This window comes from Streptomyces sp. V3I8 (assembly GCF_030817535.1).
In the GTDB taxonomy this organism is placed as follows: Bacteria; Actinomycetota; Actinomycetes; order Streptomycetales; family Streptomycetaceae; genus Streptomyces.
On sequence record NZ_JAUSZL010000002.1, the window covers coordinates 2,731,519 to 2,746,040 of the forward strand.

Genomic DNA, 14,522 nt, shown 5'->3' on the forward strand with positions numbered 1-14,522 from the left:
GGCTCATGCCAGTCAGCACACGTCTTCTTCTCGTTCGATGTGACATGAGCCTGTCACTTCCACCCCCCACGGAAGGCATCACGTTGAAGAACCTCCTCAAGGCGCTCAAGAGATGCGCGGTCGCCGGCGTCGCGGCCCTCGCGGTCATGAGCCTCCAGCCCCTCTCCACCGCGCAGGCCGCCCCGGCGCCCGTCGTCGGCGGCACCCGCGCCGCGCAGGGCGAGTTCCCGTTCATGGTCCGGCTCTCCATGGGCTGCGGCGGCGCGCTCTACACCCAGCAGATCGTGCTCACCGCCGCGCACTGCGTGGGCGCCACCGGCAACAACACGAGCATCACCGCGACCGCCGGTGTCGTGGACCTCCAGTCCACCTCCGGCCGGGTCCAGGTCAAGTCCACCAAGGTCTACCGGGCCCCCGGCTACAACGGCAACGGCAAGGACTGGGCGCTCATCAAGCTCGCCCAGCCCGTCAACCTGCCCACGCTGAAGATCGCGACGACCACGGCGTACAACTCCGGCACCTTCACCATCGCCGGCTGGGGTTCGGCCAGCGAGGGCGGCGCCCAGCAGCGCTACATGCTCAAGGCGAGCGTGCCGTTCGTCAGCGACGCCACCTGCCGCACGTACAGCGGCTACAGCGGGCTCGTCGCGAGTGACGAGATCTGTGCCGGTTACGCCGCCGGCGGCACGGACACCTGTCAGGGCGACTCCGGCGGCCCGATGTTCCGCAAGGACAGCGCCAACGCCTGGATCCAGGTCGGCATCGTCAGCTGGGGCATAGGCTGCGCCCGCGCCAACGCGCCCGGCGTCTACAGCGAGGTCTCGACCTTCGCCTCCGCCATCGCCTCGGCGGCGGCCACTCTCTGATCTCCGGTCTCTGAATCTCCGGTCTCTGAATCTCCGGACCACGCGGTACGCCGCACGCGGGCCCGGCGCCATGTCGCGCCGGGCCCGTGGACGTGTGCGGAGGTCCCGCCGGCGGTCGGGGCGTCAGAAGCCTCCGCCGAAGTCACCGCCTCCGCCGCCGCCTCCGAAGTCCCCGCCACCTCCGAAGTCCCCGCCGCCCCCGACGTCACCGCCGCCGAAGCCTCCGCCGAAGTCGTCGGGATTGAAGTCGGCACCGGACACGTCCCCGCCCTCGTACCCGCCGCCTCCGCCGCCGAAGTCCCCGGAACCGTAGCCGTAGCCGCCGCCGTAGCCGGCCGCGTACGCCGGGCCGGTCATCATCGAGCCGAGCATCGTGCCGACGAGGAGGCCGGGCAGGATGCCCCCGCCGAAGTAGCCGCCCGCCCAGGGGCCGTACGCCGGACCCGCGTCCCAGTAGGGCCGCCGCCCGTACTCCGTGTCGACCTCGCGCACGGCGGGGTCGGTGCCCTCCGCCAGCCGGACCCGGTCGGCGGCGCAGACGGGCACCTCACGCGGCGCGCCGCCCGCCGGCGTCCAGGTGGCGTCGGCGACCGAGGGCCCGTGGCGCGGGTCGAAGAAGCAAGGCGCCCGGCGCTCGGGAACGGGCCGGCCCTCGCGGCGCGCGGCGAGCACGGCGAGGGAGAAGCGTCCGTCCTCCAGGGCCTCGGTGACGGCGCGCACGTCCTCGGGGCGGGTGGCCGCGCCCATGAAGGTCTTGGCCTTGTCGTAGGCGTCGAGGGAGCGCTCGTAGTCGGCGCGCATCGCGTCGTCCGCGCCGGCCTCCGCGGGATGGAAGTCGAGCCGGTCGAGTTCCTCGCCGAAGGCGGTGATGTCCTCGTCCACGACGACGCGCAGCCGCTCCAGCGCGGCCCGCTGCTCCGCCTCCCGCCTGCGGCGGTTGCGCCGCACGAGGGCGTACGCGCCGGCGCCGCCCACCACGACCACCGCGCCGGCGCCGATCAGCGCGCCCGTGTCGACGGCGCCACCGCCGCCGTCCCAGCCGCTGGGCGCGGAGCCGCCGACGTTGGCGAGGGCCCGGTCCGTGAAGTCGTTCAGCTGGGTCTTCGCGTCCTCGCCCCGGACGCTGCTCACCAGGTTGCGCACGGCGGCGTTCGACAGGACGGAGGAGTCGGCCTTCGCGTCGAAGCGGGTACCGAGCCGGATCGCGTACAGGCCCGTGATGCCGGTGTCGGTGCGCAGGTCCCGGAAGAGGTTCTCGGTGGGGAAGTCCCCGGGGAGGACGGCGACGAACACCGGCTTGTCCGCCTTCTCGATCTTCGCGGCCAGGGCGTCGGCGTCGGCGTCGGACAGGACCCGGGTCATGGACGGATCGACGTACACGGGATGCTCGCGCAGGGCGTCCGCCACGGTCGACACGTCCGAGGCGGCCCGGGCCTGCGAAGCCCCGGCACCGGACACCACCGTCCCGGTGAACGCGATCAGCAGGACGGCCAGCCCTCGTACCAGTACGCCTTTCATACCTCGAAGTTACTCCAGCCCCCGCCCGCCTGCTTTCAGGGGCGCGGGGAACTGCGCGGCAAGCCCCCACCGGGCCCGCAGACGAACGACGTCTCCAGGCCCGGTGGATGTTCAGGCAGCCGTGTACGCAGCGGTCAGCTTCTCCACCGCCCGCGCATAGCGCCCCGTGAGCAGCAGGTGATCCGCGTCGGCGAAGGGCTTGGCGACAGCCGGAGTGATCCCCTGCCCGACCTTCTGCTGGACGAGCAGCCGCGCCTTGCCGACGATCGCGCGCCCGGCCTCCTCGGACCCGGCCCGCTCGGCCAGCGCGGCCGCGACGGCCAGGGCCTTCAACGTGGCCTTGCCACCCGACGGCACCTTGGTGAGCGTGGTCAGCCCCCACCCGTACGGGAACTGCGGGTCGTACGACGCGTCGCCGACGTTGATCGGCAACTGCGCCTCGGACTTCGGCCAGGTCACGGGCAGTTGACCGGTGAAGGCCCGCTTCCCGTAAAGCACGTCCGCGACCCCGTCGCCCTCGGTGCCCGGCAGCCAGGACGCGACCAGCGCGTCGATGTCGCCGAGCTGGTCGCCGACGAGCTGCGGCCGTCCCGAGACGACCAGGACCGCGCACTTCATGGCACCGCACACCGTGTCGACGGCGGCCCGGTCGGCGGCGGAGAGGGCCAGGTCGTGTCCGTTGCCCACATCGCCGATGCCTTCCGCGTACGGGGTCTCGCCGACGACCACGACACCCACGTCGTGCCCGCCGGTCGGTGCCGACGCGTCCTTCGAGTACGTGACCGAGCTGCCGCCGGCCTTGCGGATGCCCTCCAGGACCGTCGTCCCGTCGGTGATGTCCCCGGACGAGCCCTGCCAGGTGACGGTCCAGCCACCGCTCTGGTTGCCGATGTCGTCGGCGTTGGACCCGGCGACGTACACCTTCTGCGACTTCTTCAGCGGCAGCACCCCGCCCGCGTTCTTCAGCAGGACCTGCGACTCGGCGGCGGCCCTGCGGGCCACGGCCCGGTGCTCGGCGGAGCCGATCTTCGAGGCCCCGCTCGTGTCGGCGTACGGCTTCTCGAAGAGGCCCAGCCGGAACTTCTGCGTGAGGATGCGCGACACGGCGTCGTCGATCCGCTTCTCGCTCACGCGCCCGGCCCGCACCTCGTCGAGGAGGGTGGCGTGGAAGTCCTTGTACGCGTACGGGACCATGATCATGTCCAGGCCCGCGTTGACGGACGTACGGACGTCGCTCGCGTAGTCGCCGGGGATCTGGTCGATGGCCTGCCAGTCGCTGATGACGAAGCCGTCGAAGCCCATGCGGTCCTTGAGGACGCCGTTGATCATCGCCGCGTTGGCGTGCATCTTCACCGGGCCCTCGGAGTCGCCGAGGATGTCCAGCGAGGAGTACGAGGGCATGAACGTGCCGATGCCCCGGTCCACCGCGTCCTGGTACGGGGCCAGGTGGACGGCCTCCAGCTCCTGCCGGGTGACCTTGGTGACGCCCTGGTCGATCGTGTACGAGCCGGTCGTGGACGAGCCGAACTCCGTGCCGCCGTCACCGACGAAGTGCTTGGCGGTGGCGAGGACCTTGTCGTCGCGCTTCAGGTCCTTGCCGTCGGCGGCGCCCTGGAGGCCCTGGATGACGGTCTCCATCGACTCGACGAGCGCCGGGTCCTCGCCGAACGACTCGTAGGTCCGGCCCCAGCGCTCGTCGCGCGCCACGCACAGGCAGGGCGCGAAGTCCCACGGGATGCCGGTGGCCCGCACCTCCGCGGCGGTCACCTTGCCGGCGTCGTACGCGACCCGGGGATCGCGCGAGGCGCCGATGCCGATGTTGTGCGGCAGGATCGTGGCGCCGGTGAGGTTGTTGTGGCCGTGCACCGCGTCCACACCGTAGATGAGCGGGATCTGGAAGCGGGTGGCCTGCGCCCGCAGCTGGAAGCCGTCGATCATCTTCGCCCAGGCCTCGGGCGTGTTCGGGGTCGGCGTGGAGCCGCCGCCGGAGAGCAGCGAGCCGAGGTCGTACGCGGCGATGTCACCCGGCGCGGTGAGCGCGCCGCGCTCCGCCTGGGTCATCTGGCCGGCCTTCTCGGCGGGGGACAGCCGCGAGACCAGGTCGGCGACCCGCTTCTTCACCGGCAGTTTCGCGTCGAGGTACGGCAGCCCGTGGGCGTCGATGACGATCTGCGGGTTCTCGGCGGGTGCCTTGGCGCCGGTGACCGTCAGCTTCAGCGGGACGGTCTCGGCGTTCTCGTCCGCCCGGTCGCGCAGGGTCGCCACCGTGACGGTCCGCGAGGTGCCGGAGGCGGTGCCGGCCGGGAAGGTCAGCTCGCCCTTGACCGGCGCGTAGTCCTTGCCGGACTCGCCGGTGCCGCCCGCCGTCTCGTACGCGACGGTGACCGGCTCCTCGATCGGGGCGGAACCGGTGGTGGCGACCGTGACCTTCACGGCGGCCGGGCGGCCCTCCTTCACCGGGTACACGGCGGCGTCGGTGACGACGTTGGCCCGCAGCGCCTGGTCCGCCTTGCCGTACAGCTCCACGCCGTCCATGGCGAACCGGTCCTTGACGCCGACCGGGAGGGTGAGCGCGTAGCCCCACATCTCGGTGAGTCCGAGGACCTGGTCGATGCCGCCGACGGGCTGGTAGTCCGTACGGTAGGTGAAGTCGGTGAAGGGGATCTCCAGCTGTTTCCAGCCGGTGAAGTCGTCGGTGAAGGAGGTCGTCCACAGCTCGGAGGCCTCGCCGTTGGCGCCGCCGTCCTTGAGCTCGAAGTTCACCTTCTTGCCGTTGCCGCGGCCGTCCCACCAGAAGCGGATGCCTTTGCTCGCCGACCAGTCGTGGGCCGGTTCGGCGAAGGCGAAGTCGTGGGTGAATCCTCCGTACCCGCTGATCTCGTACGTACCGGCGAGGACCTTGTCGCCCTGCGGGGCGTCGTCGCGGGCGGCGAGTTCCAGCGCGGGCGGGTCGTCCGTGTCGCTGCCCCAGGTGAAGATCCCCTCGGCGGGCGGGCTCGCGAACGGGATCTCGCCCTCGAAGCTGTCGACGGGGACGGGGGCGGGTTCGTCCGCTCCGGAAGCCGGACCGGCGGCCGCGAACGGCAGCAGACCGGTCAGCAGGGCGGCGGAGACGAGCAGGGCGGTTCTTCGCATGGACCTTCCCTCAGCACTCGTAGAGCTGTCATGACGTGACGTCGTGCTGGGCCGCCATGGCGTGCGCCTGGCACGGCATGACCTCGCAGGACTTAAATCACGCCGTGAGTTAACTCATGCCCCGCCGGGCCGTCAAGACTTCACACCGAAGCCGGTACAGAGCCGAAGTCACGGCCGGATCAGGGACGTTGCCCGTTCGGAAACTGAACGCGCACCCTCTTGACGCGGGCCCCAAGCCGTCATTTACTCACGCCTCGCACGCCCCATCCCCCCACCTTCCAGAAGGGCGGCGCACCATGGGCATCTCCAGAAGACCCCTCCGGGTGGCCCGGCTCCTCCTCGCCGGGCTGCTCACGACGGCCGGTCTGACCACGGTCGGCGCCTCGCCGGCCCAGGCCGCGGGCGAGCAGGTCACCGCCTGGCTGACCACGACGGACGACTCCGGCGGCCGGCACGTCGTGCGGGGTCTGCAGGCGCAGACCCCGTTCGCGTTCCAGGCCGGCAGCGGCGGCTCCGGCGAGAACATCACCGTGGACGAGAACACCCGCTACCAGACCTTCTCCGGCGGCGGCGCGTCCTTCACGGACACCGCGGCCTGGCTGATGGACGGCAGCGGCGCCCTCTCCCAGGCGACCCGTGACGCGACCATGCGCAAGCTGTTCTCGCCGGCCGACGGCATCGGCCTGTCCTTCGTCCGCAACCCGATGGGCGGCTCCGACCTGGCCCGCTTCGGCTACACGTACGACGACGTGCCGGCCGGGCAGACCGACGCCGACCTCTCGGAGTTCTCGATCGCGCACGACCTCGAGGACGTGCTGCCGCTGACCAGACAGGCCAGGCAGCTCAACCCGGCCCTCACCCTGATGGCCTCGCCGTGGACCGCGCCGGCCTGGATGAAGGACAACGGGCAGCTCAACGGCGGCTGGCTGAAGGCCGAGAACTACGGGGCGTACGCGAACTACTTCGTGAAGTACCTCCAGGCGTGGCGCGACCAGGGCGTGCCCGTCGACTACGTCAGCGCCCAGAACGAGCCGACCTGCTGCTCCGGCTACCCCTCGATGAGCTGGAACGGCTCCGGTCTCGCGTACTTCACCAAGAGTGAACTGCTGCCCAAACTGCAGGGCGCGGGCCTGTCCACGAAGGTGCTGGCCCACGACTGGAACTGGGACACCTACGACGCGTACGCCGCCCAGGCGGTGGACGACGCGGCGGTCCGCTCGCACCCGAACTTCGGCGGGATCGCCTGGCACGGCTACGGCGGCGACGTCGCCAAGCAGACCACGGTGCACAACCAGTACCCGCAGCTGGACGCCTTCGGCACCGAGCACTCCGGCGGCACCTGGATCGCCAACCAGCAGCGCGAGGACATGGGCAACATCATCGACTACACCCGCAACTGGGCGAAGTCGGTCACCAAGTGGTCGCTGGCCGTGGACCAGAACCGCGGTCCGCACAACGGCGGCTGCGGCACCTGCGACGGGCTGGTCACCGTGCACAACGGGGACTCCCGGCACGGGCAGGTCGACTACACGATCGAGTACTACACGATGGGCCACCTGACGAAGTTCGTGCGGCCCGGCGCCAGTCGCATCGCCTCCACGGCGAGCGCCTCCGTGCCGAACGTGGCGTGGCGCAACCCGGACGGGTCGAAGGCGCTGATCGCGTACAACGACGCGTCCGCGGCCAGGACGGTGACCGTCAACTGGGGTTCGCAGCACGCCACGTACTCGCTCCCCGGCAAGACATCGGCGACCTTCACCTGGTCCGGCGCGCAGTCGGGCGGCGGGGAGCGGTCGGGGGCGTTCGTGGGACTGGCGGGCAAGTGCCTGGACGTGGCGGGCGGTTCGGCGGCGAACGGGTCGGCCGTGCAGCTGTACGACTGCAACGGCTCGGCCGCGCAGAGCTGGACGGTCGGCGCGGACGGGTCGGTGCGGGCGCTGGGCAAGTGCCTCGACGTCACGTCGGCGTCGGTGTCCGACGGGGCGAAGGTGCAGCTCTACGACTGCAACGGGTCGGGGGCGCAGCGGTGGTCGTACAACGCGTCCACCGGTGACGTCGTGAACGCGGCGGCGGACAAGTGCCTGGACGTGAGTGACAACGCGTCGGCGAACGGCGCGCGGACGCAGATCTGGTCGTGCACGGGGGCCGCCAACCAGAAGTGGCAGTTGCGCTAGCCGTCCCCTGGGCCCCGCCCCCCGATCCCCGGTCCCCGAGCGCCGGACGGGCCGAGTTCCCGGCCCGTCCGGCGCTCGCGGGCTACGCGGCCGGTTCGACGCCCGCCCGCAGCAGGCCGTACGTGTACGCGTCCTCCAGCGCCTGCCACGACGCCGCGATGACGTTCTCGGCGACGCCGACCGTCGACCACTCCCCCGCCCCGTCCGACGTCGAGATGAGCACCCGCGTCGTGGACTGCGTCCCGTGCTTGCCCTCCAGGATGCGGACCTTGTAGTCGACCAGCCCCAGCTTGGCGAGCTGCGGGTACAGCTTCTCCAGGGCCACCCGCAGGGCCCGGTCGAGCGCGTTGACCGGGCCGTTGCCCTCCGCCGTGGCGACGATCCGCTCTCCCTTGGCGAAGAGTTTGACCGTGGCCTCGTTCGCGTGGCTCCCGTCGGGCCGGTCCTCGACGATGGCCCGCCAGGACTCGACCTCGAAGTACTTGCGGGCCCTCCCCTCGGCCTCCGCCCGCAGCAGCAGCTCGAAGGAGGCGTCCGCGGCCTCGTACGTGTAGCCCCTGAGCTCGCGCTCCTTGACCCGGTCCACGACCCGGCCGATCAGCTCGCGGTCGCCGCCCAGGTCGACGCCGAGCTCCTTGCCCTTGAGCTCGATGGAGGCGCGGCCCGCCATGTCGGAGACGAGCATCCGCATCGTGTTGCCGACCTGCTCGGGGTCGATGTGCTGGTACAGGTCCGGGTCGACCTTGATGGCCGAGGCGTGCAGGCCCGCCTTGTGGGCGAAGGCCGAGACACCGACGTACGGCTGGTGCGTGGACGGGGTGAGGTTCACGACCTCGGCGATGGCGTGCGAGATGCGGGTCATCTCGGACAGCGCACCGTCGGGCAGGACCTTCTTGCCGTACTTGAGCTCCAGGGCGGCGACGACGGGGAACAGGTTGGAGTTGCCGACGCGCTCGCCGTAGCCGTTCGCCGTGCACTGGACGTGGGTCGCGCCCGCGTCGACGGCGGCGAGGGTGTTGGCGACGGCGCAGCCGGTGTCGTCCTGCGCGTGGATGCCCAGGCGTGCCCCGGTGTCGGCGAGGACGGTGGCGACGACGGCCTGGACCTGCGCGGGCAGCATGCCGCCGTTGGTGTCGCACAGGACGACCACGTCGGCGCCGGCCTCCGCGGCGGCCCGGACGACGGCCTTCGCGTACTGCGGGTTCGCGCGGTAGCCGTCGAAGAAGTGCTCGCAGTCGACGAAGACCCGGCGGCCCTGCGCGACCAGGTAGGAGACGGTGTCGCGGACCATCTCCAGGTTCTCGTCGAGGGTCGTGCGCAGGGCCAGTTCGACATGGCGGTCGTGGGACTTGGCGACGAGGGTGACGACGGGCGCGCCGGACGCGACGAGCGCTTTGACCTGCGGGTCCTCGCTCGCCCTGCCGCCGGCCCGGCGGGTGGCCCCGAAGGCGACGAGCTGGGCGTGCCTGAAGTCGATCTCCTGCTGGGCGCGGGCGAAGAACTCGGTGTCGCGCGGGTTCGCACCGGGCCATCCGCCCTCGATGAAGCCCACGCCGAAGTCGTCCAGGTGCCGTGCGATGGCCAGCTTGTCCGCGACGGTGAGGTTGATGCCCTCACGCTGCGCGCCGTCGCGCAGGGTGGTGTCGAAGACGTGGAACGAATCGTCGAGCTCGCTGGTTTCGGTCATGGGTCTCAAGGCTCCTGAGGATTGGATCTCGGTCGGTACCGGAATGACCGGTTCCACCGTCCTCGTATGGTCCCTCGCGCTCTCGCCTCCGGCTGGGGGTGGGCCAGAAAAGCGAAAAACCCCTCGCGGGTGCGAGAGGTTAGCGCGCGGGTCGAAGACGACGGTGTCCACCCGTACCTGGTCGTACGTGGTGGTCACTGCGGACCGGCGCGCCTGCTGCCAATAATCATGGCGGACGAGAGCACGCAGGCAGTCTGGCACAGACCTCCTGCGCGCTCACCGTCCGTCTCAGGATGCGAGCACTCGGTGGATCACCGCGGGAACGCCGGGCCGCTCGGCCGGTCCGGCCGTCCCCCGTGGCCCCGGGGGTGCCGAGGCCGGCTCGTACCGCGTCGGCGGTCCTGGGTTGCTCGCGCAGTTCCCCGCGCCCCTGAGGGGCGCGGGGCCGGGAGGGGCGCGGGGCCCCTGCGGGCCGGGTCAGCCCAGGTCGTGCATCCAGGCGTGCTTGTCCTCGGCGACACCGCGCTGGATGTCGAGGAGCGCCTCGCGGAGCTTCAGGGTGACCTCGCCGGGGCCGCCGTCGCCCTGCCGCCACTCGCCGGCGTTGCTCTTCACCGTGCCGACGGGGGTGATGACGGCCGCGGTGCCGCAGGCGAAGACCTCGGTGAGGGTGCCGTTCTCCGCGTCGCGCTTCCACTGGTCGCTGGAGATGCGGGCCTGCTCGGAGCCGTAACCGAGGTCGCGGGCGACCGTGAGGAGCGAGTCGCGGGTGACGCCCTCCAGGATGGAACCGCTCAGGGTGGGCGTGACGATCCTGTCCCCGTACACGAAGTACAGGTTCATGCCGCCCAGCTCCTCGACCCACTTGTGCTCGACGGCGTCGAGGTAGCAGACCTGGTCGCAGCCCTTGGCCGCGGCCTCGGCCTGGGCGAGCAGGGACGCGGCGTAGTTGCCGCCGGTCTTGGCGTCGCCCACCCCGCCCGGGACGGCGCGCACCCGGTCCTCGGAGAGCCAGATGGAGACGGGCTTCACACCACCGGGGAAGTAGGCGCCGGCGGGAGACGCGATCACGATGAAGAGGTACTCGTTCGCGGGCCGCACCCCCAGGCCGACCTCGGTCGCGATCATGAAGGGGCGCAGGTAGAGCGACTCCTCGCCGCCGTGCGCCGGCACCCATGCCTGGTCCTGCCGGACCAGCACGTCGCAGGCCTCGATGAAGGTCTCGACGGGCAGCTCGGGCATGGCCAGGCGCCGGGCGGAGGACTGGAAGCGCAGGGCGTTGCGGTCCGGGCGGAACGTGGCGACCGACCCGTCGGGCTGCCGGTAGGCCTTCAGCCCTTCGAAGATCTCCTGCGCGTAGTGCAGGACGTTGGTCGCCGGGTCGAGGGAGAGCGGTCCGTACGGCGTGAGCTGTCCGTCGTGCCAGCCACGGCCCTCCGTCCACTTGATCGTCACCATGTGGTCGGTGAAGTGGCGGCCGAAGCCTGGGCTGGCCAGGATCGCCTCGCGCTCCGCTGCGGACAGCGGGGTCGCCGAGGGCTTGAGCTCGATCGTGGGCGTCGTCATGAGTGGTTTGTCCTTCACCGGTTGTGTGTGACGGGCCGCGCTCACGCCCGTACTGCCAGTGGCCAGTGCGAGGACGTCCGAGCATTCCCTCGTCCGCGGCTCCGCGTTCGATTATCGCGCGGGGTGAGCCGAATGGGGCACCACCCGTGCCATGAAGGTCACGAGGGGCGAAAGGGTGTGAATGCGGCCCGGGATCGATGGTGACACCCGGCGGGGCATACGAAAAGCCGCCGGGTGCGGATGCGACCCGGCGGCTGGGATGGTACCGGCGGGTCAGCCGGATACTCGGGCGGCGAGCGCGTCGCCGATCTCCTCGGTCGTACGGGTCGTGGTGCCGCGCTCCGCGAGGTCCGCGGAGACGGCGTCCTCGATGCGGGCGGCCTCGGTCTCGTAGCCGAGGTGACGCAGCAGGAGGGCGACGGACAGCACGGTGGCGCTGGGGTCGGCCTTGCCCTGGCCCGCGATGTCCGGGGCCGAGCCGTGCACCGGCTCGAACATGGACGGGAACTCGCCGCTCGGGTTGATGTTGCCGGAGGCGGCGACGCCGATGCCGCCGGAGACGGCCGCGGCGAGGTCGGTGATGATGTCGCCGAAGAGGTTGTCGGTGACGATGACGTCGAAGCGGGCGGGGTCCGTGACGAGGTAGATCGTCGCGGCGTCCACGTGGATGTAGTCCGTGGTGACCTCGGGGAACTCCTCGGCCACCTTGTTGAAGACGTTCGTCCACAGGTGGCCCGCGAAGGTCAGCACGTTGTTCTTGTGGACCAGCGTGAGCTTCTTGCGGGGGCGGGCCTGGGCACGGGCGAACGCGTCGCGCACGACGCGCTCGACACCGAAGGCCGTGTTCACGGAGACCTCGGTGGCGACCTCGTGCGGGGTGCCCGTGCGGATCGTGCCGCCGTTGCCGGTGTACGGGCCCTCGGTGCCCTCGCGGACGACGACGAAGTCGATCTCCGGCTGGCCGGCGAGCGGGGTGGCGACCCCCGGCAGCAGCTTCGACGGACGCAGGTTGACGTGGTGGTCGAAGGCGAAACGCAGTTTGAGCAGGAAGCCGCGCTCCAGGACACCGGACGGGACCGACGGGTCGCCGATCGCGCCGAGCAGGATGGCGTCGTGCCGCTTCAGCGCGTCCAGGTCGGCCTCGGTGAGGGTCTCACCGGTCGCGTGGTAGCGACGGGCGCCGAAGTCGAACTCCCTGGTCTCCAGCTTCACGTCCTGCGGCAGGACGGCGAGGAGGACCTTGAGGCCTTGGGCCACGACTTCCTGGCCGATGCCGTCACCGGGGATCACTGCGAGATCGATGCTGCGAGACATGTCGGCACCCTACCCCTCGTCCCACGGGATGACATGGGGTGTCCGTCATCCGGACAAGGGCGGGTGGCGGACACCGGCGCGCGCATCGATCCGTCGGCTGCCGTTCACCCGGACGCCTGGCTGATGTCGGTGTGTGATGGGAAGTTCACCACCATGAGCGCACCTCCCCCGGGGACACCCCCCGGACCTCCCGTTCCCGACGTCGGCATCCCGCCGCGGCTCGCCCGCCGGATGAGCATGGCGGAGCAGTACGAGTACCTGCGGACGAAATTCTCCCGCCGCCGCGCCCTGGTGAGCGCGGGCGCGGTGGCCGGCGGCCTGCTGACCGGCTGCTCGGGCTCCGGTTCCGGCACCGGCACGGCGACCCGTTCCGCCTCGCCGCTGACGGCCGGCTCCACGCCCACCGAACGGGTGGACGGCGCGGTCGTCACCCCCTTCGGCCGCCATCTCGCCTTCGGCGCCGACCCGAAGACCCAGATGCGGATCTCCTGGCAGGTGCCGCTCGCGGTCAGGAAGCCGTACGTGCGGGTGGGGCTGCGGCCCGGGGAGCTGAGCCGGAGGATCGACGCCGAGGTGCGCGACCTGCACACGCCCGGGCTCCAGGGCGTACGGCTCGCCCTCGACCAGTTCTACCTGCACGCGGCGCTGGACGGCCTGCAGCCCGGGACGACGTACTACTACGGCGTCGGGCACGAGGGGTTCGACCCGGCGTCCCGGGAACGGCGCGCCACGGTCGGGTCGTTCACCACGGCGCCCGCCCGCGCGCAGACGTTCGTGTTCACCGCCTTCGGCGACCAGGGCGTCACCCCCGACGCGCTCGCCAACGACAAGCTGATCCTCGGCCGCGAACCCGCCTTCCACCTGCACGCGGGCGACATCTGCTACGCGGACGTGACGGGCCACGGCAAGCGGTCCGACATCTACGACCCGACCGCCTGGGACCTGTTCCTCAAGCAGACGGAGACCGTGGCGAGGACGGTCCCGTGGATGGTGACGACCGGCAACCACGACATGGAGGCCTGGTACTCGCCGAACGGCTACGGCGGCCAGTCGGCGCGCTTCACGCTGCCGGACAACGGCTTCGACGCGAAGAACGCCCCGGGCGTCTACTCCTTCACGTACGGCAACGTCGGGATCGTGGCGCTGGACGCGAACGACGTGTCGTACGAGATCCCCGCCAACGAGGGCTACTCGGGCGGCCGGCAGACGGCCTGGCTCGACAGGCGGCTCGGGGAACTGCGCGGGCAGGTCGACTTCGTCGTGGTCTTCTTCCACCACTGCGCCTACTCGACGTCGACCCACGCCTCGGACGGAGGCGTACGCGACGCGTGGCTGCCGCTGTTCACCAAGCACCAGGTGGACCTGGTGATCAACGGCCACAACCACGTGTACGAGCGGACGGACGCCATCAGGAACGGCGGTGTGGGCAGGCCCGTGCCGGTCGGCGCGTCGACCGATCCGACGCGGGACGGGATCGTGTACGTCACCGCCGGCGGGGCGGGCAAGAGCCTGTACGGCTTCCCCTCAGGGGTGGAGGACAGCCACGAGGGGAAGGTCGCCGACCGCGAGTCCGTGGAGACCTACCACTGGACCCGGTCGAAGGACCAGAACCCCGACACCGTGGAGTGGTCGCGGGTGCGGTACACCGGCTACTCCTTCCTCTCCGTGGAGGCGCAGGCGGGCGCGACCCCCCGGCTCAAGGTGTCGGCGCTCGCGGAGAGCGGCAGGCGCATCGACCACTTCGAGGTGCGGCGCGGGGCGTGAGGCCCCGCGCCGCACCGCGCGGGCGCGGCTCCCGGCTCGTGTGTCCGGTCGGCGACGGCGGGGCTCAGTGGCCCGTCGAGCCGCCGTTGTCCCGGCGGTCGAGGGCGCGCTGGAGCGCGGCGGCGGCGTTCTTGCGGTCGGACTCGCTGGTACGGGAGACGTGGCGGACTCGGCGGACGGTCGTCTCGGCCATGATGAATCGACTCCTTGCCTCCGGCGGCGGACGCCGGACATGCGATGAGGGATTACGAGACGCCGGATGGGGCGGGGAGCGGCGCCGCAGGGGTTGCCTGCCAGGGGCTCCGGCTCACGACCGCCATTCGCTGGGTCGAGCGAGACGTTCGGCTGCTTCCACGCTAGGCGAGGAGCGCGCGTCTGTCTCCATGGTTAGTCGGACTTCCTACTATCTGAGACGGCGGATTGGCTCGCACTCTCCTGACCTGGTCTTTCCATGAGGACGGTGACCCGTACCACTCAGGGGCGCGGGGAACCGCGCGC

General features: G+C 71.2%; 9 protein-coding genes. 3 read left to right on the forward strand and 6 right to left on the reverse strand.

Annotated elements, in window-relative coordinates; genetic code table 11:
• Positions 1-83 precede the first annotated feature (83 nt).
• Positions 84-866 (forward strand): serine protease, encoded by a 783-nt coding sequence (locus tag QFZ75_RS11905; protein WP_307536293.1) that lies wholly within the window; start codon positions 84-86, stop codon positions 864-866.
• 123 nt (positions 867-989) lie between these two features.
• Here QFZ75_RS11905 and QFZ75_RS11910 read toward each other — a convergent pair whose 3' ends face one another.
• Positions 990-2,384, reverse strand: coding sequence for a hypothetical protein (locus tag QFZ75_RS11910; protein WP_307536294.1), 1,395 nt, complete (start codon positions 2,382-2,384; stop codon positions 990-992).
• 111 nt (positions 2,385-2,495) lie between these two features.
• Positions 2,496-5,519: a glycoside hydrolase family 3 N-terminal domain-containing protein gene (locus tag QFZ75_RS11915; RefSeq protein WP_307536296.1), complete on the reverse strand. Its 3,024-nt coding sequence runs from the start codon at positions 5,517-5,519 to the stop codon at positions 2,496-2,498.
• Between the two features lie 296 nt (positions 5,520-5,815).
• Between QFZ75_RS11915 and QFZ75_RS11920 the strand changes: the two genes are divergently transcribed.
• A complete protein-coding gene (locus QFZ75_RS11920) occupies positions 5,816-7,693 on the forward strand; it encodes a ricin-type beta-trefoil lectin domain protein (protein WP_307536298.1) in 1,878 nt (625 codons plus the stop codon).
• Between the two features lie 82 nt (positions 7,694-7,775).
• Here the strand turns inward: QFZ75_RS11920 and cimA are convergent, their stop codons facing one another.
• The 3 genes from cimA to QFZ75_RS11935 all read right to left on the reverse strand — a co-directional run bounded on the left by cimA (position 7,776) and on the right by QFZ75_RS11935 (position 12,260).
• Positions 7,776-9,380 (reverse strand): citramalate synthase, encoded by a 1,605-nt coding sequence (gene cimA / locus QFZ75_RS11925; protein ID WP_307536300.1) that lies wholly within the window; start codon positions 9,378-9,380, stop codon positions 7,776-7,778.
• Positions 9,381-9,857: 477 nt separating this feature from the next.
• On the reverse strand, positions 9,858-10,946 hold the full coding sequence (locus QFZ75_RS11930; protein WP_307536302.1) for a branched-chain amino acid aminotransferase: 1,089 nt from the start codon (positions 10,944-10,946) through the stop codon (positions 9,858-9,860).
• Positions 10,947-11,219: 273 nt separating this feature from the next.
• Positions 11,220-12,260 (reverse strand): 3-isopropylmalate dehydrogenase, encoded by a 1,041-nt coding sequence (locus QFZ75_RS11935; RefSeq protein ID WP_307536303.1) that lies wholly within the window; start codon positions 12,258-12,260, stop codon positions 11,220-11,222.
• Between the two features lie 153 nt (positions 12,261-12,413).
• On the opposite strand from QFZ75_RS11935, the gene QFZ75_RS11940 reads away from it, so the two are divergent.
• Positions 12,414-14,024, forward strand: a complete 1,611-nt coding sequence (locus QFZ75_RS11940) for a metallophosphoesterase family protein (RefSeq protein ID WP_307536306.1) — start codon at positions 12,414-12,416, stop codon at positions 14,022-14,024.
• A gap of 64 nt (positions 14,025-14,088) precedes the next feature.
• Here the strand turns inward: QFZ75_RS11940 and QFZ75_RS11945 are convergent, their stop codons facing one another.
• A complete protein-coding gene (locus QFZ75_RS11945) occupies positions 14,089-14,217 on the reverse strand; it encodes a hypothetical protein (protein WP_269252186.1) in 129 nt (42 codons plus the stop codon).
• Between the last annotated feature and the right edge of the window lie 305 nt (positions 14,218-14,522).